This window comes from Metallibacterium scheffleri, from assembly GCF_002077135.1.
In the GTDB taxonomy this organism is placed as follows: domain Bacteria; phylum Pseudomonadota; class Gammaproteobacteria; order Xanthomonadales; family Rhodanobacteraceae; genus Metallibacterium; species Metallibacterium scheffleri.
This window is the reverse complement of sequence record NZ_LDOS01000002.1, coordinates 131,385-151,631: the sequence shown is the minus strand read 5'-3', so window position 1 is coordinate 151,631 and position 20,247 is coordinate 131,385. Positions and strand designations below refer to the sequence as shown.

General features: G+C 65.7%; 19 protein-coding genes. 5 read left to right on the top strand and 14 right to left on the bottom strand.

Going from position 1 to position 20,247, the window contains the following annotated elements:
- The first annotated feature begins 290 nt into the window (after nucleotides 1-290).
- The 3 genes from ltrA (at nucleotide 291) to istB (ending at nucleotide 4,056) form a co-directional block, all read left to right on the top strand.
- Nucleotides 291-1,607, top strand: coding sequence for a group II intron reverse transcriptase/maturase (gene ltrA, locus Mschef_RS05940; RefSeq protein WP_081126963.1), 1,317 nt, complete (start codon nucleotides 291-293; stop codon nucleotides 1,605-1,607).
- A gap of 126 nt (nucleotides 1,608-1,733) precedes the next feature.
- Entirely contained in the window at nucleotides 1,734-3,317 is a 1,584-nt protein-coding gene (gene istA / locus Mschef_RS05935) for an IS21 family transposase (RefSeq protein WP_168708989.1), read from the top strand.
- Nucleotides 3,307-4,056 (top strand): IS21-like element helper ATPase IstB, encoded by a 750-nt coding sequence (gene istB, locus Mschef_RS05930; RefSeq protein WP_081126961.1) that lies wholly within the window; start codon nucleotides 3,307-3,309, stop codon nucleotides 4,054-4,056. The genes istA and istB overlap by 11 nt, the downstream gene beginning before the upstream one ends.
- A 1,044-nt stretch (nucleotides 4,057-5,100) precedes the next feature.
- Here istB and Mschef_RS17150 read toward each other — a convergent pair.
- The 14 genes from Mschef_RS17150 to Mschef_RS05865 form a co-directional block, all read right to left on the bottom strand.
- The gene (locus Mschef_RS17150; protein WP_136256623.1) at nucleotides 5,101-5,631 is read right to left on the bottom strand and encodes a tetratricopeptide repeat protein; all 531 of its coding nucleotides are present in this window, start codon (nucleotides 5,629-5,631) and stop codon (nucleotides 5,101-5,103) included.
- A gap of 470 nt (nucleotides 5,632-6,101) precedes the next feature.
- Nucleotides 6,102-6,527, bottom strand: a complete 426-nt coding sequence (gene vapC, locus Mschef_RS05925) for a type II toxin-antitoxin system VapC family toxin (RefSeq protein ID WP_081126960.1) — start codon at nucleotides 6,525-6,527, stop codon at nucleotides 6,102-6,104.
- The gene (locus Mschef_RS05920; RefSeq protein WP_081126959.1) at nucleotides 6,524-6,724 is read right to left on the bottom strand and encodes a type II toxin-antitoxin system VapB family antitoxin; all 201 of its coding nucleotides are present in this window, start codon (nucleotides 6,722-6,724) and stop codon (nucleotides 6,524-6,526) included. The genes vapC and Mschef_RS05920 overlap by 4 nt, the downstream gene beginning before the upstream one ends.
- A 206-nt stretch (nucleotides 6,725-6,930) precedes the next feature.
- Nucleotides 6,931-9,021 (bottom strand): glucoamylase family protein, encoded by a 2,091-nt coding sequence (locus tag Mschef_RS05915; RefSeq protein ID WP_168708826.1) that lies wholly within the window; start codon nucleotides 9,019-9,021, stop codon nucleotides 6,931-6,933.
- 139 nt (nucleotides 9,022-9,160) lie between these two features.
- On the bottom strand, nucleotides 9,161-10,366 hold the full coding sequence (locus tag Mschef_RS05910; protein ID WP_081126957.1) for a D-alanyl-D-alanine carboxypeptidase family protein: 1,206 nt from the start codon (nucleotides 10,364-10,366) through the stop codon (nucleotides 9,161-9,163).
- Between the two features lie 117 nt (nucleotides 10,367-10,483).
- Entirely contained in the window at nucleotides 10,484-11,719 is a 1,236-nt protein-coding gene (locus tag Mschef_RS05905) for a patatin-like phospholipase family protein (protein ID WP_081126956.1), read from the bottom strand.
- 30 nt (nucleotides 11,720-11,749) lie between these two features.
- Nucleotides 11,750-12,535, bottom strand: a complete 786-nt coding sequence (locus tag Mschef_RS05900) for a 3-hydroxybutyrate dehydrogenase (protein ID WP_176212465.1) — start codon at nucleotides 12,533-12,535, stop codon at nucleotides 11,750-11,752.
- A gap of 51 nt (nucleotides 12,536-12,586) precedes the next feature.
- Complete coding sequence (locus Mschef_RS05895) at nucleotides 12,587-13,342, bottom strand: acetoacetate decarboxylase (protein WP_081126954.1); 756 nt, start codon at nucleotides 13,340-13,342, stop codon at nucleotides 12,587-12,589.
- Between the two features lie 273 nt (nucleotides 13,343-13,615).
- On the bottom strand, nucleotides 13,616-14,692 hold the full coding sequence (alr, locus tag Mschef_RS05890) for an alanine racemase (protein WP_081126953.1): 1,077 nt from the start codon (nucleotides 14,690-14,692) through the stop codon (nucleotides 13,616-13,618).
- The gene (gene dnaB / locus Mschef_RS05885) at nucleotides 14,689-16,080 is read right to left on the bottom strand and encodes a replicative DNA helicase (protein WP_081126952.1); all 1,392 of its coding nucleotides are present in this window, start codon (nucleotides 16,078-16,080) and stop codon (nucleotides 14,689-14,691) included. The genes alr and dnaB overlap by 4 nt, the downstream gene beginning before the upstream one ends.
- A gap of 242 nt (nucleotides 16,081-16,322) precedes the next feature.
- Nucleotides 16,323-16,769, bottom strand: a complete 447-nt coding sequence (gene rplI, locus Mschef_RS05880; protein WP_081126951.1) for a 50S ribosomal protein L9 — start codon at nucleotides 16,767-16,769, stop codon at nucleotides 16,323-16,325.
- A 68-nt stretch (nucleotides 16,770-16,837) separates the two neighbouring features.
- Nucleotides 16,838-17,068, bottom strand: coding sequence for a 30S ribosomal protein S18 (gene rpsR, locus Mschef_RS05875; RefSeq protein WP_081126950.1), 231 nt, complete (start codon nucleotides 17,066-17,068; stop codon nucleotides 16,838-16,840).
- An 11-nt stretch (nucleotides 17,069-17,079) separates the two neighbouring features.
- A complete protein-coding gene (gene rpsF, locus Mschef_RS05870) occupies nucleotides 17,080-17,490 on the bottom strand; it encodes a 30S ribosomal protein S6 (RefSeq protein WP_242426540.1) in 411 nt (136 codons plus the stop codon).
- A 153-nt stretch (nucleotides 17,491-17,643) separates the two neighbouring features.
- A complete protein-coding gene (locus Mschef_RS05865) occupies nucleotides 17,644-17,970 on the bottom strand; it encodes a HesB/IscA family protein (protein ID WP_081129849.1) in 327 nt (108 codons plus the stop codon).
- Between the two features lie 104 nt (nucleotides 17,971-18,074).
- Here Mschef_RS05865 and asnS point away from each other — a divergent pair, with 104 nt between their 5' ends.
- Nucleotides 18,075-19,472: an asparagine--tRNA ligase gene (gene asnS, locus Mschef_RS05860; RefSeq protein ID WP_081126948.1), complete on the top strand. Its 1,398-nt coding sequence runs from the start codon at nucleotides 18,075-18,077 to the stop codon at nucleotides 19,470-19,472.
- A gap of 49 nt (nucleotides 19,473-19,521) precedes the next feature.
- Nucleotides 19,522-20,187, top strand: coding sequence for a carbonate dehydratase (gene can, locus Mschef_RS05855; protein WP_081126947.1), 666 nt, complete (start codon nucleotides 19,522-19,524; stop codon nucleotides 20,185-20,187).
- Nucleotides 20,188-20,247: the final 60 nt, after the last annotated feature.

Below are 20,247 nucleotides of genomic sequence, written 5' to 3'. Positions count from 1 at the left end.
CCGACCCGATGGCCCTTTCGGGGAAGGCTGATACGGCTGGAGGGATGAGCGAAGCAGGACCGCCAGCCGCTGCGCCGGGGTAGTGGCGACAGCATGTACACAAGGGAAGCGCGCGCAACACGGGAAGCCCCATGGCGTGGTCAGCGATGATCGACCGGACGCCCGCGAGGGACAGGCCGGGCGCCTTGGGGTGACGGAGAGGCTCGTAGTACCGACGAAGCCGGGTAACGCCGGTGGAGGGAAGGGGCCTTGGTTCAAGACAGACGCAAGACGTGGCGAGGGACAGGAGATTGGGCAACCTAGCAACTCCGAAAAGCGTTCAGAAGCTGCAGACGGCGTTACACGCGAAAGCGAAGGCGGAAGCCGGGTATCGCTTCTACGCCCTGTACGACAAGATCAGCCGTGAGGATGTTCTGGCTCACGCCTATGCCCAGTGCCGCGCCAACAAGGGCGCACCGGGTGTGGACGGTCAGGATTTCGCGGCCGTCGAGGCATACGGGGTGCAGCAGTGGCTCGGTGAACTGGCGCTTGCGCTCAGGCAGGAGACCTACCGACCCGACCCCATCCGACGTGTGTTCATCCCGAAGGCCACGGGCAAGCTCAGGCCACTGGGCATCTCGACCCTGCGGGATCGGGTGTGCATGACAGCAGCGATGCTGGTGCTCGATCCGATCATCGAAGCCGACCTTCCACCCGAGCAGTACGCCTACCGGCGGGGCCGCAATGCCCAGCAGGCGGTGATCGAGGTGGAGGAGACGTTGTTCCGAGGACATCTGGACGTCGTGGACGCCGACCTTGCGGACTACTTTGGGAGCATTCCGCACGCCGAACTGATGCGCTCGCTGGTGCGACGCATCGTGGACCGGCGGGTGCTGCATCTGCTGAAGATGTGGCTGGAGTGCTCCGTGGAGCAGACCGACGATCGAGGCCGGAAGACACGCGCGACCGCAGCCAAGGATCAGCGCCGCGGCATTCCGCAGGGTGCCCCCATCTCGCCGCTGCTGGCCAATCTGTACATGCGCCGCTTTGTGCTGGGATGGAAGAAGCTCGGACTGGAGCAACGCCTTGGCTCTCGCATTGTGACCTACGCCGACGATCTCGTGATCCTGTGCCGGCGGGGCAAGGCCGAAGAGGCCTTGTCCTGCCTGCGTGAGCTCATGGGCAAGCTGAAGCTGACGGTCAACGAGGAGAAGACACGCATCTGCAAGGTCCCGGAAGGTGAGTTCGATTTCCTGGGTTACACGTTTGGGCGGATGTATTCGCGCACGACCGGCAAGGCCCGTCTGGGCATGCGGCCGTCGAAGAAGAGCATCCGGCGCATGGTCGAGAAGGTCCATGCGATGACAGCGGTATCGCTGACGTGGCAAGAGACCACGGAGCTGGTGGGCACGTTGAATCGCACGCTGCGCGGCTGGGCGAACTACTTTCAAGTAGGAACGGTCAGTCGCGCCTACCGGGCGCTCGACAGCTACACTGCGACGCGGTTGCGCCGGTGGTTGCGCACCAAGCACAAGGTCAGACGAAGTCGGGGCGGGACTTATGGAGATTCCGGTTCATGTGAAGCCAGCATTCCGGTTCATGGGAAGCCAGTGTTCCGGTTGATGTGAGGCCACGATTCCGGAGCATGGGAAGCCAGTATTCCGGTTCATGGGAAGCCAGCTGGCGCGCAGTTGAGGTGAGTCATCCTCGCGGGTTTTGCCCGCGGGGTTCCCATGACTCAACCGAGACTGCTGATGCGACAGATCCGAGAAGTACTTGGCTTGCACTTTGACCAGGGACTCAGCCAGCGCGAGATCGCGCGTGCGCTGGGGGTGGCGCGCTCGACGGTGGAGCGCGTGTTCAAGCGGCATGTCGCGGCCGGGCTGGGCTGGCCGCCGGATCCGGCGCTGACGGATGTGGAGCTGGAGCGGCGTCTGTACCAACGTGCGCCGCATCCGAGTCACGTGCGCATCCAGGCGCGGCCCGACTATGCCCTGGTGGTGCGTGAGCTGGGGCGCAAGGGCGTCACGCGACGTCTGCTGTGGAACGAATACCGTGCGCGGCATGCGCAGGGCATTGGCTACAGCGTGTTTTGCGATGAGCTGGCGGCGTATGCCGCCGACCGCGACCTGAGCTACCGGCATGATCACGTGCCGGGCGAGAAGGCGTACTTCGACTTTGCCGGATTGACCCTGCGCTATGCCGACGGCGACGCCGTGCGTCCGGCGCAGATTTTCGTGGCGGCGCTGGGCTATTCCAATGCGATCCATGCACAGGGGTTTGCGGATCAGACCGCCACGAGCTGGCTGCAGGGCCAACACCAGGCCTTCGTGGCGTTCGGCGGCGTGCCGCAGATCGGCGTGCCGGACAACCCGCGCGCCCTGATCGCCGCGCCGGACCGTTACGAGCCGCGGCTGACGGCGGTGTATGCCGACTTCGCCCGCCACTACGGCATCACGATCATCCCGGCGCGGGTACGCAAACCCAAGGACAAAGCCAGCGTCGAGGGCGCGGTCAAAATCGTCGAGATGCGCATCCTGGCGGCCGCCCGGGACCGCATCTTTGGCTCACTGGACCAGCTCAATGCCTGGCTGGCGGAAGCCGTGGCCGCGCTCAACGCCGCGCCTTTCCAGAAGCGCGTGGGCTCGCGCCAAGCCCTGCTGGCGCAGGAGCGGCCCCATCTGGCACCGCTGCCGGCGCAGCGCTTCGAAGTCCCCACCTACCTGACCCGCAAGGTGGCCCGCGACTACCACGTCGACGTCCATCGCCAGTACTACAGCGTGCCCTATGCCCATGTCGGCCAGACCGTCGAGGTGCGGCTGACCACCGCCCACGTCGAGGTCCTGCAACGCGATACGCGCATCGCGCTGCACCGCCGCGCTGCGCCCACGCAGCGCTTCGTCACCGATCCGGCGCACATGCCCGCGCACCACCAGGCCTTCCGTGATCCCAAACTGCACCGGCGCGCCGCCGCCATCGGCCCCAACACGCTCGCGTTGATCGAGGCCCTGTTCGCCCAGCGCCGCCATCCCGAACAAGCCATCCGCAGCGCCCAGGGCGTGCTCGCCCTCGCGCGCGATCACGGCCCCGCCGCCCTGGAGACGGCCTGCACCCGCGCCCTCGCACTGCAGGCCATCGGCTACCAGTCCGTGCGCCGCTTGCTGACCACTCCGATCGTCCGCGACGCCCATGACGCGCCGTCATCTCCGCCGCGCACCCACGAGCACATCCGCGGCGGCGATTACTACGACGCCCATGGAAGGGCGAGTGCCGCGGGCGGCAGGACGCCTGAAGCGCCCAGCACCCCCTTCACCCTGGAGCCCCACCATGTTGCATGAACCCCTGCATGCCCAACTCGCCCGCCTCGGCCTGCGCGGCGCCGCCGACGCCCTGGTCCGGCTGCAACCCGACGACGCACTCCTCGATGCCCTCGCGCTCCTGCTCGAGGCCGAGTCCCTGCATCGCGACAGCCTCGCCCAGGCCCGGCGCCTGAAACTCGCCAAACTCCCCCAGCACGCCCATCCCGCCGACGTCGACCTGCGTACCCCGCGCGGCCTCGGCAAAACCCGCTGGCACGCCCTGCTCAGCCTCAACTGGCTGCGCCAGCACCACCACCTCCTGCTGCTCGGCCCCACCGGCGTCGGCAAAAGCTATCTCGCTTGCGCCCTCGCCAAGGCCGCCATCGACCAGAAGAAGTCCGTCCGCTACCTGCGCCTGCCGCGCCTCGGCGAGGAACTCACCGCCATCCACGCCCAAGGCCGCCTCAGCCATTGGCTCAAAACCCAAAGCCGCATCGACCTGCTCATCCTCGATGACTTCGGCCTCGTCCCGCTCGCCCCCGTCCATCAGCCCCTGCTGCTCGAACTCCTCGAAGACCGCCATCAGCGCGGCAGCCTCATCGTCACCAGCCAGCTGCCGCTCAAACTCTGGCACGCCCAGTTCCACGATCCTTCCCTCGCCGACGCCATCCTCGACCGCCTCGTCCACGGCGCCGAAACCGTCGAACTCAACGGCGAGTCCTTGCGCAAACAACCCCCATCGCCGCCTGCACAGGACAACGCCACCGACAGAAACTAGACTCCGTTCACCTCACCCGACTGCGTCGCCGCCTGCTGTCCTCTCATCAACCGGAATGCTGGCTTCCCATCAACCGGAACGCTGGCTTCCCATGCGCCGGAATGCTGGCTTCTCTTGACCGGAATATGCAACTTATCCACTCTCGCACCTCTACGGGCATTTTGGTCTCGTACGTCTGACCGCACTTGCGTGTGACCAGCCGTGGACGAAGGCGTGAGGTCTTGTCCGAGAGCCGGATGCGGGAGATCTGCATGTCCGGTTCGATGAGAGGGATGTGGAAACGGAGTCACGGTTCGGACAGTAAGGCACCGTCAATCGAAAGAGACGGCAACCGATATGCCGAACCTAACGCCACCGCGCCACATCCCGACTCTACCGCACTGTGCCACTCAGACCGCCCCACCGCCAGTGTGGCCAGTCCTGTCAACGGCCGAGGCGGGCGGCCCCGCCTTTGCCCTAGGCTCGATTCCGTTCCGACTGCCCGCTTTCTTTATTGCTTGTTGGCGCCGGCGCTACTTTAAAATTCACCGGATCCTGCAAAACTACCTATATACTTTTAGCTCATTTTTACGGAGGATGCTTTAGATAATGAAATATAGTAATGAATACAGAAATTACGCCACCCAGAATGCCTATAATACATGCAGGATATGCAATTATAAGAAGGATCCTTGATTTAAGATTTAGGGCCAGCAAGACCAAGGCAAACGAACAGAATGCCAGAGCAACCATTGCTGCAGCGATTTTTGCTGGACGAATCATGATGTCACCATTTCTTTACGTCACCCCAGAGTTGGGACAACGTCCGCGTCGTAACGTATATGTACGTATCGCGCCAGCGCCAGCCCAGATTCCGCCACCCACTCCGAATTTCCCGACCCCCGTCGATGCACCAATGCTATGGCATATTTTTTGCCGATTTCAGTGGTCGCCACAGACCGCTGTGGGTCGGACTGTGCACCTGGGCCGCATGCTTCGCAACGTCCCGTCTTCGCAGTCGAGCGGTCGGCCATCCGGCGAGGCAACTCCAGCGCATCGCGCTACTCAAAAGCTGGGGAACGTCGGGCTCATCAGGCCATCCCTAAGGTTCCGCTTTGCAGCTTTGAATGGCAATGATCCAACCTCTGAATTCTTCAAGGCGTGCTCATAAAAGGTGCGCGCTTGCTTTACGTCAACTCCAACACCATGTCCTTCAGCGGACATGTCTCCAAGTAATAGGTACGCAGGCGCATAGCGCTGGCTGGCTGCTTTCATTAGAAATGAAGTCGCGATTGTATAATTTTTCGTCACTCCCCATCCTTTCTCGTGCATCAAGCCGAGAAGCGTCTCAGCAGGTGCATACCCATTAGAAGCGGAGTGAAGTAAATAAAGTTTCGCAGTTGCATAGCTGCGCGGATTACCCAGGACGCCAAATAACATGTCCCGTCCGATTGAATAATCCCTGCGCACTAGTCTACGCGTAGTCGCTGAGGCGGTTTGCGGATACATCCCGATGACACTTTCTGCGGGGCATGAAGCCTGTACGCAGGTCGGGAAAATCATGCTGAAGAACAGAACCGCCAATCTTGTATCCATCATGGTCTCCACCGACGTCCACCCGATTCCGAGTAGTCCAGCGCTCTTGGGTCATCGTTGCGAATGACGGCAACGGGTCGCAGCATGTCACTCGGATCGCTCCGACGCCAGTGCTCCCAAACACCGGCGGTGCGGCCGGCATCCGCCGGCCCGAAGCAGACGCTCAACGTTCGATCTAAGCGGCAGACGACGGCAGGACGCCAGACACTGACTGGCGAGAATATATCGTGTACCGCCAGGCTAGGTTTCGTGCGTAGATGAGCGCGTAAGAGTCCTTGACCTTGCCCCCGGATTTCGTATCCCATAACCGTAGTAATGGAGATAACGGGGTCAGGTTCACTTACTCCAAAAGCGGGGTCAAAAACGGAACCTGACCCTGTTTCCCCTGGGTTGGCGAAAATGTACCGCGTGCCGCCAACCGAGCCAAGGTGGCCTGCCGTAGCGCGTCCGGTTGAACGATGGGGTAGCCGTCACCGACGCGGCTTTGCGGCTTTGGTCGACCAGACTTTGAGGCTGCAATGCTTCGCTGCATGCACGTAGTCTTGATCGGTGCTCAACAGAACGAGCTCGTGCCTGATGCAAAGCTGCGCGATGACTGCGTCGACTGTGCCAATCTGCACACCCGCCCTGCGGCATGCGTTTCTAAGGCCTGCCGCGGCAATATGGTCTTCACGGTCTGGCTGGATCAACGCCAGCGCAGAGAAACGCTCCACTATCTGCGCGCTCGCCTTGGCGCCCGCGAAGCCTTGCAGCAGCTCCTGCAAGACGAGGCCAGTGGTAACGACGACGTCTGCACCGGCGAGCGCCTCCTTCAGTGCCTGAACCGCGGGTTCCTCGACCTCAACGTCTCGTCGTAGTGCGAGTGACCAGACGCTTGTATCGACGAGGAGCGTCACTTGCGCGAGCGCTCCGCTTTGTAGTCATACGAATGGTCCCAGTCCAGCTTTCCCATCAAGTCGAGGACTCGTTTCTGCTGGCGCCGCGCGATGAACTCCTGAAGGGCTTTGGTCACCGCTGCCTTCTTCGTGCGCTCACCGCTCACCTCAAGGGCGCGGTCTAGCAGGTCTGGATCGATTGCGAGGTTGGTAGCCATGTGCGTCTCCGTGTGTCGTAATCTACACAGCGGCGTCGATTCTGGCAAACAAAGGAAGGGGCGGCTGACCCAGCACCAGAGGGCATGTGACGGACCGCGTTCCCGCAAATCGTCTTGTTGAGTCGATGTTGCCCGCTCGGCCCAAGGTATGAACCGCGCCCGCAGACCTGACGGGCGCAGCCTCGCTCCGCATCGCCAGCCGGCACTCACTGCAAGGCCGGGGTTCCCGACAGCCAGCCGCCGGTGAAGCCGGCGCTCTTCAGGCCGGCCTGGATCACGCTGTTCTGGCGCATCACGTTCCACACCAGGCCGCTGCGGTAATTCTCCAGCATCATCAGGATCGGGCCCTGGTCGATGCCCAGATATTGGTTGTCCACCCAGCCGACGCCGGGCACCACGGTGCCGGAGGCGGGCGTGACGCTGGTGTACTGGAAGCTGGGATTGAAGGCGTCGTGAAAACCGTACTGGCCGAGGATGTAGCTGCCGTAGTTGGCCTGCATGGCCTGGATGGTGGGGATGACGATGCCGGGCGCGAACACGATCGAGCTGAGCGCCGCGGTCGGTGCGATGGTGCCGTCGTCGTAGGCGTCCTGCAGACCGGCGCCGCGCGCGTAGTAACCCTGGAAGCTGAGGGTTTGTCCGCTGCCGTTGGTGAAGCTGAAGGTGCCGGGGCCGTCGCAGGCGGTCAGGCCCCACAGGTCGGCGCCGTAGCCGGTCCAGCCGCCGGGATTGGCCTCGGCATAAGCCTGCTGCGACTCGGTGGCGCGGCGGCTGTTGATGAAGTAATCGATGCCTTGGCTCCGCATGTAGGCATCCTGGATGCCGCGGAAATCGATCCACGCCTCCGAATACTGCGAGCCGAACAGCGGCCCGAAGCTGAGTTGCTGGCGACCGTAATACGTGCCCCAGAAGTTGGGGTAGGTCGCGGTCCAGCCGGTCCAGGCGCTGGTCGGCAGCGCGTAGGTGGGCGAGCCCAGCGCTTCGATGTAGACGATCATCGCCTCGTTGTAGCCCTGCCAGTTGTAGGGCGAGAAGCCCGACGCCGGCGTCCAGTCGAGGTTGACCAGCGGGTAGTCGGCCTGCGCCATCCACTGCCAGTTCACGCGCCGGAACAGTGCGTTGGCCAGGGTCTGGATCTGGTTGTCGGTGCTGCTGCCGTCATTGAAATAGCTGGCATCGAACAGCACGCCGGCCATCAGCAGCGCGTTGTCCACCGACGAAAGCCCCGTGGTGGTGCCATAGCGCAGGCCGGTGTTCAAGTCGAGGAAGTGGTAGAAAAATCCCTCATAGCCGCTGTCTCCACTGGCGCTAGTGCCCTGCGGCGCGTTGTACAGGAAGTCGAGCGTGGTCAGCACGCGCTGCGCGGCCTGCGCATGCGTGACCCAGCCATTCTGCACGCCGATGGGATAGGCGCTGAGCGCGAAGCCGGTGGCGGCAATGCTGGCATACGGCGACGGCCCGTTGGCGGTGGAGTAATGGTCCGGGGCCAGGCCATTGCTGGCGTTGGTGGTGTTCCAGAAATAGTTGAAGGTGTCCTGCTCGATCTGCACGAACGCGGCCGGCAGCGCGGGCTGCACCTGCACGGTGAGTTGCGTGCTGGCCGTCTGGCCGCCGCCGCTGCCATCCAGCGTAAGCGAGTAGGTGCCCAGCGTGACCGCGGTCGTGGTGGTGAGGGTCACGCTCTGCGTGCCCGATCCCGCCACCGCGCCGGCGTTGGTGCTCACCTGCATGCCCACTGGCGGATTGACCAGCGTGAGCGTGACCGGGCTGGCCGCGGCCGGGCTCACGCTGACATCGAACGTGGTGCTGCCGCCGGCCGGCTGCGAGAGCACCGCGGGCGTCGCGCTCAGTTGCAGCGCGCCGGTCGCTGCGGCCTGCACCTGCACGGTCAGCGTGGTGGTGCCGCTCAGCGCGCCGCTGCTGCCGCTGAGCGTCACGGTGTAGGTTCCGGCTGCCGTCGAAGCGGCCGTGCTGAGCGTTTCGGTCTGCGTGCCCGAGCCCGCGCTGGCGCCGGCATTGGTGCTGATCTGCATGCCGCTGGGCGCGTTGAGCAGGCTCACCGTGACCGGGCTGTAGGAAGCCGGGCTGACATTGAGGGTGAAGGTGGTCGATGCGCCCGCGCTGACGCTCAGCGTGGACGGCGACGCGCTCAGCGTCAGGCTGGTCACGCCGCCCGGCGGCGTGGTCGGCGCGGGGCTGCTGCCGCCACCGCCACCGCTGCAACCGGCCAGCGCAAGACCCAGCAGCAGCACAAGCAGGCTGCCGGCGACGCGGTTGAACGTGGCGATGCGGCACATGATCAATCCTGTGGGCAGCGGGTCATGCCGACCTGCGCGCACTATGCCATTGCCGGCGCGAACCCGAGATTCCCCGCGCATTGCAGTACGCATACAAATCGCACCGGCACGCGCCGCCAGCCCGGGTGGGCCCGGCGCGTCAGATATCCGCCTCGGCCCTGTGCAGCATGCGCACGAACCAGTCGGCGGGCTGCACGGCACTGGCTGCGACCACGGGTACGCTGCGCAACACCTGCTTGTGCCACAGGATGTCCAGGCTGCCGACGGTCTGCCCGGCCTTGATCGGCGCCTGGATGCCGGGCAAGGCCACGAAACGGGTCAGCGCGTGCGCGCCGCGCTGCGCAGGCACGACCACGTTCACTGTGTAAGGCGTGACCACGGACAGCACGTCGGGGCTCCAGTCGAGGTTCTTCAGCAGCGCCACGGCCTGCCCGGGTTTGCCGATGTTTTCCTGCCGCCAGCCGTTCCAGCCATAGGTGAGCAGAGCGCTGGCGTCACTGCCGGCAGCCGCGCGCGATGGCGCGCCGATGACCACGGCGATCAGCGTGCGCCCGGACCTGTGCGCGCAGATGTCGAGATCCCAGAGATTGTGATTGGTCAGGCCCACGCCCAGGCCGTCGACATCGCGCTGTCCGGCCAGCGGGTTGTAGTTGAACTGCCGGATGTGGTCATAGGTGTACGTGGCGCGACCCGCGACGCCGAGCACGGCCGGATAATCCCGCACCAGCGCGCTGGACAGACGCGCGAGGTCCATGGCCGTGCTCACCTGCCCGGCTTGCGGCAAGCCGTCGGGATTGACGAAGTGCGTGCGCCGCAAATCCAGTGCCGCGGCGTCGTGGTTCATCAGATCGACGAAGCCGCCGGTGGTGCCGGCCACGTCCTTGGCGATGGCGATGGCGGCATCGTTGCCGCCGTCGATCAGCAGGCCGTCCTCGAGCTGCGCCACGGTTACCGGCAGACCCGGCTGGATGAACATGCGCGATCCGGCGACGCGCCACGCCGATACCGGCACGCGCACCGTGCTGCCGGCGTGCAGCAAGCCCTGCTGCTCGGCCTGGCCGAGCACGAACGCGGTCATCAGCTTGACCAGACCCGATGGATTCACCGCCGCGTCGGCATTCTGCGCCAGCAGCGTCTGCCCGCTGTTCACATCCAGCAGCACCGCCGCCCGCGCGCCGATCTGCGGCGCCAGCATGCGCGGCGGTAACGGCAAGGCGGGAATCGTGGGCAGCGGCGGCAGATCCGGGCGGGCCGCGGCGATGGCACTGCCCAGGGCGGCGACCAGCACCAGCGCGGCGATGCGCCAACGGGGATGACGCGCGGCAGGACTCCGGATGCATTTCATGCTGGCGAGGCTCGTGACGGCGCTGGGAAAATCGAGCGGGAGGATCGAACCGGCTCACGCCGGACCATGGCCGCGTCCCTGCCACGCGGCGTTCCGTGCGTCCGCCGCGGCTGGCGCTCAGCCGCCGCGATGCAGATCGTGCGTGCGGAACGGGTGCTCCGCATCGGGCAAGGCGAACCAGTCAACATGGGCCAGCGTGGCGCGCGTATCCGCGCGGCCCGCGGCCCAGTGGCGCAACATGGCGCGACGGCCGAACTGGTAATCCTTTTCCTGGCCATCCATCGGCTTGTCGCGGTAGATCATGTGCACGACGTTGTAGCGCTCGTCGCGCGCCATCTCGGCCACCTGGTCGCACAGCGCATCGCGCTTGCCGGGCGGGATGCGCGTCAGCAGCTCGCGCAGGATGTGGCGCTGCTCGTGGGCGCGCTGCAGCAGATCGGTGGCCGCGCGCGTGCGGCTGGAGAACTGGATGTCCTTCTGCCGCGACAGCACCTGCGCCAGGTCCCTGGGCAACGCACCCTGGGCGTTCCACAGATCCACCTGAAACACCAGCGTGTGCCGCTTGGGATGCCCGCCCAGCACCTGCATCAGCGGCGTGTTGGAAACCAGCCCGCCATCCCAGTAGAACTGGTCCCCCACCTGCACCGGCGGAAATCCTGGCGGCAGCGCGCCCGAGGCCATGATGTGCTCCGGCCCCAGAGTTTGCTCGGCGCTGTCGAAGATCTCGAAATTGCCGCTTTGCACGTTGACCGCGGCCACGCTGATGCGCACCGGGCCATTATTGAGCAGCTTGAAATCCACCAGGCTCTCGAGCGTGGCGCGCAGCGGCGCGGTGTCGTAGAAGCTGGTGAAGTGCGGGCTCTGCAGCAGATCCTGGCGCGGATGAAAAAATCCGCGCTGGCCTTCCATGATCGCGCGCAGGCCTTCGATGTGGCCTTGCCACTCGCGCAGCGGCGCGGGCCATTCCAGCGCATCCTCGAACCACTCCCACGGCGAGGGCGGCAACAGCGGCTGCCGCGTGACGCGATGCCAGAATTCGCGCAACGCCTTGACGCGCTGCGCGGGCGGATTGCCGGCGATCAGCGCGGCATTGATCGAGCCGATGGAAATACCGGCGACGCGATCGATGCGCACAGCGGCCGCGTCCAGCGCCTCGTAGATGCCGCCCTGATAGGCACCCAGCGCGCCGCCACCTTGCAGCACCAGCGCGATTTCCGCGTATTCGGCGACGTGCTGGTGCAGCGCGTCCTTGGCCGCGGTCGCCGTGACCCGCGGCGCGGCGCGGGCTGCGCCGACCTGGGCCGGGGCCTGTTCCTTGCCTGCTGATTTGCGTAGGGGTGTGCGGCGCGCCACGGGTTTGCTCCTGTGCGATGGTCGCGAAGTTCAGTTCATGCACCAGCCGTGGCTGGCGATGATCGACTGGCCGGTGAGCGCGTTGCTCGGGAAAGCCGCCAGGAACAAGGCCAGGTTGGCGATGTCGGCGGTGGTGGTGAACTCGCCGTCGACGGTGTCCTTGAGCATCACGTTCTTGATCACCTCATCCTGGCTGATGCCCAGCTCCCTGGCCTGCTCGGGAATCTGCTTTTCCACCAGCGGCGTGCGCACGAATCCCGGGCAGATGACATTGGCGCGCACACCCTTGTCGCCGCCTTCCTTGGCCAGCACGCGCGCCAGACCCAGCAGACCGTGCTTGGCGGTGACGTAGGCGCTCTTCAGCTTGCTGGCCTCGTGCGAATGTACCGAGCCCATGTAGATGACCACGCCGGCCTTCTTGGCGTACATGCCGGGCAGCACCGCCTTGGTGGTGAGGAAGGCCCCGTCGAGGTGGATGGCGAGCAGCTTTTTCCAGTCGGCGAAGCTGTATTTCTCGATCGGATTGACGATCTGGATGCCGGCGTTGGACACCAGGATGTCCACCGTCCCGAAAGCCTTGGCCACCTCGGCGCAGCCGGCATTCACCTGGCCCTCGTCGGCGACGTTCATGGCCACGCCCATGGCCGTGCCGCCGGCCTTGTTGATGGCGTCGGCGGTGGCCTTGGCGGCATCCAGGTTCAGATCGGCAATGGCGACCTTGGCGCCCGCGCGCGCGTAGGTTTCGGCGATTTCCTGGCCGATGCCGCTGGCGGCGCCGGTGACGATGGCGGTCTTGCCCTTGAGGCTGAGCTGCATGTTCATGCGAAAACTCCTTGTTGGCGGAATGGGATCAAGCGTGCGACACGCTCATTTTTTCGCGGCGGGCGCGGCCAGATAGTCGTGCGCCACGCGGCCGAGGCCCAGGGTCAGGTCGGTCAGCACGTGCACCGCCGAGACCACTTCGAGCACCGGCAGATCGGTCACCGGCGCCAGCGCATGCTGGTGCAGTTCCAGTGCGGCCGGGCCGCTCCACGCGCCCTTCACCACCAGGTCCTGGAGGTCATACTCGACCAGCTCGCAGATACGCGGCGTGCAATCCACGTGCGGGATGATCTTGAGCAGATAATTGGGCACGCTCAGGCTCTTGCGTACCGCGTCCACATCCAGCGTCTTGTGCTTGAAGCCCATGCTGCCGGTGGCGATGCGTACCGGACCGTAATCGAGCGTGCCGAGCAGCGTGTCCTTCTCTACGCGCAGCGTCGGCTTACCCATGGTCTTGGGGAAGCCCCAGATCTCGCGGCCTCCGGCCAGCGGTGCCTCGTCATCGAGAAACATCGCGATCTGGTACGTGCCGGGCTTGCCCTTGTAGGTCACCGGTACGACCTGGCCCGACTCGTGGTAATGGCCGAAGCCGGTCGAATCGGGCATCGAGATGAACTCGAACTTGACCGTATCGTCCAGCGGCAGCAACGGCTCCGGCACCAGCGCGCGCAGGCGCGCCGGATCGGTGCGATAGGCGATGACGAAGAACTCGCGGTTGACGAAACGGTACGGACCGCGCGGATAGGCGGGGTGCGCCAGCGGCATGGCGAAAGCCTGCTGGGCGACATCGGTTGCTTGCATGCGGATTCCTCACTGGACGTTGCGGCAGGGCTGCGCGCGGCAGGACTGCAAGCGGGCGGGATGCGGCGCGCGAGGTTGCGTGCACCGCGACAGCGCCGCCCCGAATTCATCCCGGGGCGGCCGACGCGGAATCTGACCCGCTGCATCGCAGCAAAGTTCACACCGCGCGCAGCGCAGGTTCAGTTTGGCCGGCCCCGACCACGCACCCGTGACGGGCACGGCACCCCCCATGCGGCACTGCATGGAACAGCAGCGCAGGTCACTGGCCGCCGGTCAGCGCTCGACGAAAAGGACGCGCCGTGTGACCCCGCAGGTCAGCTCGTAGCTGATCGTGCCGGCGGCGGCGGCGATGTGCTCGACCGGCAGATCCGGCCCCCACAACACCACTTCATCGCCGACCCGGGCGTCGGGCACGGCGCGCAAATCCAGCGCCAGCAGGTCCATCGACACGCGTCCGATCAGCGCCACCTCGCGCTCGCGCAGCAACGCTGGCGTGCCGCTGGGCGCGCTGCGCGGATAGCCATCGCCATAACCGATCGCGGCAATGCCCACCGGCATGGCCTCGGGGCAGCGCCAAGTGCCGGCATAGCCGATGGCTTCACCCTGGGCAACGCGGTTCACTGCGATCAGGCGCGTGGCCAGACGCATGGCCGGCACCACGCCATGATCGGCACCCGTCTTGCCGCGCACCACCGACAGCCCGTACAGCAGGCCGCCAGCACGCACCCAGTCGCCGCGTGCCGCCGGCCAGCCCAGCAGCGCCGCCGAGTTGGACAACGAACGCGGCCCCGGCAGACCGCGCGTGGCCGCCGCGAAGGCCTCGATCTGCTGCGCGGTCAGCGCATTGCCGAACTCGTCCGAGGCGGCGAAGTGCGTCATCAGCACAATCTCGGGATGCACCTGCGGCAGGCGTGCCAGGCGCGCGTGCACTTCGGCCACGCACTGTGGCGCGAAACCCAGGCGATGCATGCCCGAATCGACTTTCAGCCACACGCGCAACGGCGCGCCGCCGGCCTCGGCCTCCAGCCATTCCAGTTGACTGCGGTGATGGATCACCGCATCCAGATCGAGGCGGCGCAGCTCGGCCAGATCACCGGGCGCATCCGGGCCGGACAACACCACGATGCGCTCGGCATGCCCGGCCGCGCGCAGGCGCTGACCATCGGCGATGGCCGCCACGCCGAAAGCATCGGCACCGGCGAGGGCGCGCGCCACGCGCTCGAGCCCATGGCCGTAGCCATCGGCCTTGACCACCGCCATCAGCCGCGCCGGCGCCGCCAGCGCACGCAAGCGCGCGAGGTTGGCCGTCAGCGCCGCGAGATCGATGCTTGCGACGGCCAGCCGGCTCACTCGAAGCTACCGCCGTACTGGCCAGGGTCGTAGTTTTCGAACTTGGTGTAACGACCCAGAAACGCCAATTTGAGCGTACCGGTGGGGCCGTTGCGCTGCTTGCCGATGATCACCTCGGCCAGGCCCTTGTCGGGCGAATCCTTGTGGTAGTACTCGTCGCGGTAGATGAACATGATCACGTCGGCGTCCTGCTCGATGGCGCCGGACTCGCGCAGGTCGGCCATCACCGGGCGCTTGTCGGTGCGCTGCTCCAAGGATCGGTTGAGCTGCGACAGCGCCATCACCGGCACGTTGAGTTCCTTGGCCAGCGCCTTGAGCCCGCGCGAGATTTCGGAGATTTCGGTGGCGCGGTTCTCGGTGTTGCCGGGCACCTGCATCAGCTGCAGGTAGTCGATGACGATCAGGCCGAGGCCGTGCTCGCGCTGCAGGCGCCGCGCGCGCGCGCGCAACTCCATCGGCGCGAGCGCCGGGGTGTCGTCGACGAAGATGCGTGCGCCGCTGAGCAGGCTCATGGCATTGGTCACGCGCGGCCAGTCCTCGTCGGGGATATCGCCGTTGCGCAATTGCGTCTGGTCGATGCGCCCGACCGAGGACACCAGGCGAAACCCCAGCTGCGTGGCCGACATTTCCATGGAGAACACCAGCGCGGTCTTCTTGCTGCGCAGCGCGGCGTGCTCGGCGATGTTCAGCGCGAACGCGGTCTTGCCCATGGCCGGACGCGCCGCGACGATGACCAGATCGGAGGGCTGCAGGCCCGAGGTCAGGTGATCCAGATCGGTGAAGCCGGTGGCCAGCCCGGTGAGCTGGCCGCGATGTTCGTAGCGCTCCTGCAGCAGACGCAGCACTTCGCGCGCGGTCTCGTGCATGCCCACGTAGCCCTGCCCGGCGCGCTTGCCGCCCTCGGCGATGGCGAACACGCGCTGCTCGGCCAGATCCACCAGCTCGCGCGTGGCGCGCCCCTCGGGCCGGTAGCCGTCCTCGGCGATGTGCACGCCCGCATCGATCAGCCGGCGCAGCAGGGATTTCTCGCGCACGATCTCGGCGTAGGCGCGCACGTTGGCGGCGCTGGGCGTGTTGTTGACCAGCTCGGCCAGGTAACCCATGCCGCCGACGTCGCCGGCCTGCTGCTGCGACTCGAACCATTCGCCCAGGGTGATCGCATCGCAAGGCTGATTGCGCTCGATCAGTTGCCCGATCGCGGCGAAGATCAGGCGGTGGTCACGCCGGTAGAAATCCTCGGCGGTGACCAGATCGGCGATGCGGTCCCAAGCCTCCGGCTGCAGCATGATGCCGCCCAGCACGGCCTGCTCGGCCTCGATCGAATGCGGAGGAATGCGCAGACTATCGATCGACGGCGCGGCTTTGCGTTCGGGCATCAGGGACGGCATGGCAACTCCAGCTTGCGCGGTGGCCGGGCAACGCACGGCCAGACGGGGATGATCAAGCGGGGATGATGGACCGCGGCGGGGCGGGGCGGAAGAGCACAAACCTGTGCATAAGCTGTGTGCGAATGTGCGCGCGCGCCATCGCAGGGCCTGCGACGCAATCACACGCCGCCGGAAAATCGCGCTGCATGAAACACGATGGGCGCCCGCAGGCGCCCATCGTGATCAACCGGCATGGCGCGGCATCAAAGCGCCAGCACGATCACCTTGACCGTGACGCTGACATCGGCATGCAGCGCCAGCGTCAGGGTGGTCTCGCCCGTCACGCGGATCGGGCCTTCGGCCAGGATCACCTCGCTCTTCTCCACCACCAGACCGCGCGCACTGAATGCCTCGGCGATTTCGCGCGGGCCGACCGAACCGTACAGCTTGCCCTCGGGGCTGGCATTGACACTGAGGCTGACTTCTTGTCCTTCCAGCGCGGCGCGGCGCGATTCGGCCGTGGCCAGCAGCGCGTTGTGCCTGGCCTCCAGCTCGACGCGACGCTTCTCGAAGTCGGCGAGATTGGCCGCCGTGGCCGGCGCGGCCTTGCCGTGCGGCACCAGATAATTGCGCCCGTAACCAGGCTTGACCTGGACCTTGTCGCCCAGGCTGCCCAGGTTCTTCACTTTCTCAAGCAGGATCAGTTCCATGTGGTTCTCTCAATTCGTTAGCGCGTGAGGCGCAGCCGGATGGCTGTCCGAATCAGCAATGGCGACGCTCAAACGTCATGCGCGTCGGTGTAGGGCAACAGCGCCAGGAAACGCGCGCGCTTGACCGCCGTGGCCAGCTGGCGCTGATAGCGCGCCTTGGTGCCGGATACGCGGCTGGGTACGATCTTGGCGTTTTCGGTGAGGTACTGGCGCAGGGTGTTGAGATCCTTGTAGTCGATCTCGATCACGCCCTCGGCGGTGAATTTGCAGAACTTGCGACGACGAAAAAATTTGGACATGGCGATACTCCTCAGGCGGCCTGTTCGCGCGACTCGGCGACAGGCATGCTGCCCTCGCCATCCTCATCGCGACGCCGCGGGGACTTGGTTTCTTCCTTTTCCTTGGCCTTCAGAATCGGCGAAGGTTCGGTCACCGCGTCGTCGCGACGCGTGATCAGGTGCCGCAGCACGGCATCGTTGAAGCGGAAGCCCGTGTCCAGCTCGGCGATGATCTTGGCGCCGCACTCGATATTGAGCATCGCGTAGTGCGCCTTGGCCAGATCCTGGATGGTGTAGGCGAGCTGGCGACGGCCCCAGTCCTCGATGCGATGGACCTTGCCGCCATCGGCCTCGACCAGATTCTTGTAACGCTCGAGCATGGCTGGAACCTGCTCGCTCTGGTCCGGATGGACCAGAAACACGACTTCGTAATGGCGCATGATGTGTCCTCGTGGATGGCCCCGAAAGGGGCAGCCTCCCGGCGCGGCGACAGGCCGGCGGTGAGGCAAGAACTGCCTGCGCAGGGCAGACAGGAGCGGAAGTCTAGCCGGCAGCAAGCCTATGCGGCAAGCTGCTGCGGGCGTGCGCCGGGCCGGCTAGCCGACGGTGAAGCTCTCGCCGCAGCCACAAGCGCCGGTGGCGTTGGGGTTTTCGAACACGAACGCCGCGTTCAGGCCCTCGCGGCGGAAATCCACCTGCACGCCTTGCAACATCGGCAGGCTGGCTTCGGCCACCGCGACCGGCAGGCCCTCATATTCGGCCAGCAGATCATCGGCACCCAGTTCATCCGCCAGGTCAACCACATAACTGTAACCCGAGCAGCCACTGCGCTTGACCGAAAACCGCACCGCACGCGCCGCGGGCTGGCGTGCGAGGAACTCGGCGCAGCGCGCTCGTGCGGCGGCACTGAGGGTAATGGGCAAGGATGCAACCGGTTTCATGTGCGCAGTTTAGCGCGCACGCGAGGCTCGGGTACGATCCGGGTTTTGGCCACAGGCGCGCGCATGCGCCCGGGGAGTGAACGGCAATGACGATCGTGAGCGTCAAACAGGCACTGGCCGGCGTCCAGGCAGGACAGGCAGTGACCGTGCAGGGCTGGGTACGCACACGCCGCGATTCCAAGGCCGGCCTGTCCTTCATCAATCTCGCCGACGGCTCGTGCTTCGCGCCGATCCAGATCGTCGCACCAGCCACGCTGGCCAACTACGAATCGGAAATCAAGCGTCTCAGCGCCGGCTGCGCGCTGCGCGCCAGCGGCACGCTGAGTCCATCGCAGGGGCAGGGGCAAGCGTTCGAGATCCAGGCCAGCGCGATCGAAGTGACCGGTTTCGTCGAGGATCCCGAGACCTATCCCATCCAGCCCAAGGCGCACTCGATGGAGTTTTTGCGCGAGGTCGCGCACCTGCGCCCGCGCACCAACCTGATCGGCGCGGTGGCGCGGGTGCGCCACACCGCGATGAGCGCCATCCACCGCTATCTGGGCGCGCAGGGGTTCTTCTGGGTCAACACGCCGATCATCACCACCTCGGATGCCGAGGGCGCGGGCGACATGTTCCGCGTGTCCACGCTGGACCTGGCCAATCTGCCGCGCACGCCGGGCGGCGGCATCGACTTCGGCAAGGACTTCTTCGGCAAGGAAGCGTTTCTCACCGTCTCCGGGCAATTGAACGTCGAGGCCTACTGCCTGGCGCTGAGCAAGGTCTATACCTTCGGGCCGACATTCCGCGCCGAGAACTCCAACACCGCGCGCCATCTGGCCGAATTCTGGATGATCGAGCCGGAGATCGCCTTCGCCGATCTGGACGCCGACGCGACGCTGGCCGAGGGCTTTCTCAAGGCGATTTTTCAGGCGGTGCTGGACGAGCGCATGGACGACCTGGCGTTTTTCGCCGAACGCGTCGAGCCCAGCGTGATCCGCCGCATCGAATCCTTCGTGCGCGAGCCCTTCGCGCGCCTCGACTACAGCGAAGCCATCCGCATTCTGGAAAAGGCGCCACGCAAGTTCGAGTTTCCGGTGGCCTGGGGCATCGATCTGCAGACCGAGCACGAGCGCTACCTGGCCGAGGAACACGTCGGCCGTCCGGTGGTGGTGATGAACTACCCCGAGGCGATCAAGGCGTTCTACATGCGCCTCAACGACGACGGTCGCACCGTGGCGGCGATGGATGTGCTGGCGCCGGGCATCGGCGAGATCATCGGCGGCAGCCAGCGCGAGGAACGCCTGGATTATCTGGACCGGCGCATGCTGCAGTTCAAACTCGACCCGGCGCATTACCAGTGGTACCGCGACCTGCGCCGCTACGGCACCGTCCCGCACGCCGGCTTCGGGCTCGGCTTCGAGCGCCTGCTGGTCTACCTGTGCGGCCTCGGCAACATCCGCGATGCCATCCCGTATCCGCGCACGCCGGGCAGCGCGACGTTCTGAACAGGCTCCGGATACGGGGCGTTTTGGCACTCTGGGTTATCCTGTACGCATGCCTGAAATCGCCGAACTTCTTGCCAACAACCGCACCTGGGCCCACTCGCTGCGCGAGCGCGACCCCGACTTCTTCAAGCGCCTCTCGCGCCAGCAGGCGCCGCAATACCTGTGGATCGGCTGCGCCGACAGCCGCGTTCCGGCCAACGAGATCATCGGCCTGCCGCCGGGCGAGGTGTTCGTGCACCGCAATGTCGCCAACGTCGTGGCGCACGGCGATCTGAATTGCCTCAGCACCATCCAGTTCGCGGTCGATGTGCTCAAGGTCAAGCACATCCTGGTGGTCGGCCACTATGGCTGCGGCGGCGTGCAGGCGGTGCTGGAACAGCGGCGCATGGGCCTGGTCGACAACTGGCTGCGGCATGTCGGCGACGTCATGCTGAAGCACCGCGCCATGCTCGACGAGGTCGACCTGGACAGTCTGCGTCACGCGCGCCTGTGCGAACTCAACGTGATCGAACAGGCCGCCAACGTATGCCTGACCACGGTGGTGCAGGACGCCTGGGCACGTGGTCAGAAGCTGGCGGTGCACGCGTGGATTTACAGCCTGTTCGACGGCCAGATCCGCCCGCTGGGCATGCGCGTGGAAAGCCCCGCGGCGCTCGTCGAGGCGCAGGCCCAAGCGCTGGCGCGGTTGACGCGGCCACTGGATTTCACACGCTGACCGCGGGCACGACTGGTCGGCAATATCGTGCATCGGGCGACCCCGTGCCCGCAGTCACGA

Excerpts from the sequence above, each read along its gene's own strand:
- istA (WP_168708989.1), top strand. The coding sequence starts at position 1,734 with ATGCGACAGATCCGAGAAGTACTTGGCTTGCACTTTGACCAGGGACTC.
- istB (WP_081126961.1), top strand. The coding sequence starts at position 3,307 with ATGTTGCATGAACCCCTGCATGCCCAACTCGCCCGCCTCGGCCTGCGC.
- Mschef_RS17150 (WP_136256623.1), bottom strand. The coding sequence starts at position 5,631 with ATGGATACAAGATTGGCGGTTCTGTTCTTCAGCATGATTTTCCCGACC.
- Mschef_RS05920 (WP_081126959.1), bottom strand. The coding sequence starts at position 6,724 with ATGGCTACCAACCTCGCAATCGATCCAGACCTGCTAGACCGCGCCCTT.
- Mschef_RS05915 (WP_168708826.1), bottom strand. The coding sequence starts at position 9,021 with ATGTGCCGCATCGCCACGTTCAACCGCGTCGCCGGCAGCCTGCTTGTG.
- Mschef_RS05910 (WP_081126957.1), bottom strand. The coding sequence starts at position 10,366 with ATGAAATGCATCCGGAGTCCTGCCGCGCGTCATCCCCGTTGGCGCATC.
- Mschef_RS05900 (WP_176212465.1), bottom strand. The coding sequence starts at position 12,535 with ATGCAGCTCAGCCTCAAGGGCAAGACCGCCATCGTCACCGGCGCCGCC.
- Mschef_RS05895 (WP_081126954.1), bottom strand. The coding sequence starts at position 13,342 with ATGCAAGCAACCGATGTCGCCCAGCAGGCTTTCGCCATGCCGCTGGCG.
- dnaB (WP_081126952.1), bottom strand. The coding sequence starts at position 16,080 with ATGCCGTCCCTGATGCCCGAACGCAAAGCCGCGCCGTCGATCGATAGT.
- rplI (WP_081126951.1), bottom strand. The coding sequence starts at position 16,769 with ATGGAACTGATCCTGCTTGAGAAAGTGAAGAACCTGGGCAGCCTGGGC.
- rpsR (WP_081126950.1), bottom strand. The coding sequence starts at position 17,068 with ATGTCCAAATTTTTTCGTCGTCGCAAGTTCTGCAAATTCACCGCCGAG.
- asnS (WP_081126948.1), top strand. The coding sequence starts at position 18,075 with ATGACGATCGTGAGCGTCAAACAGGCACTGGCCGGCGTCCAGGCAGGA.
- can (WP_081126947.1), top strand. The coding sequence starts at position 19,522 with ATGCCTGAAATCGCCGAACTTCTTGCCAACAACCGCACCTGGGCCCAC.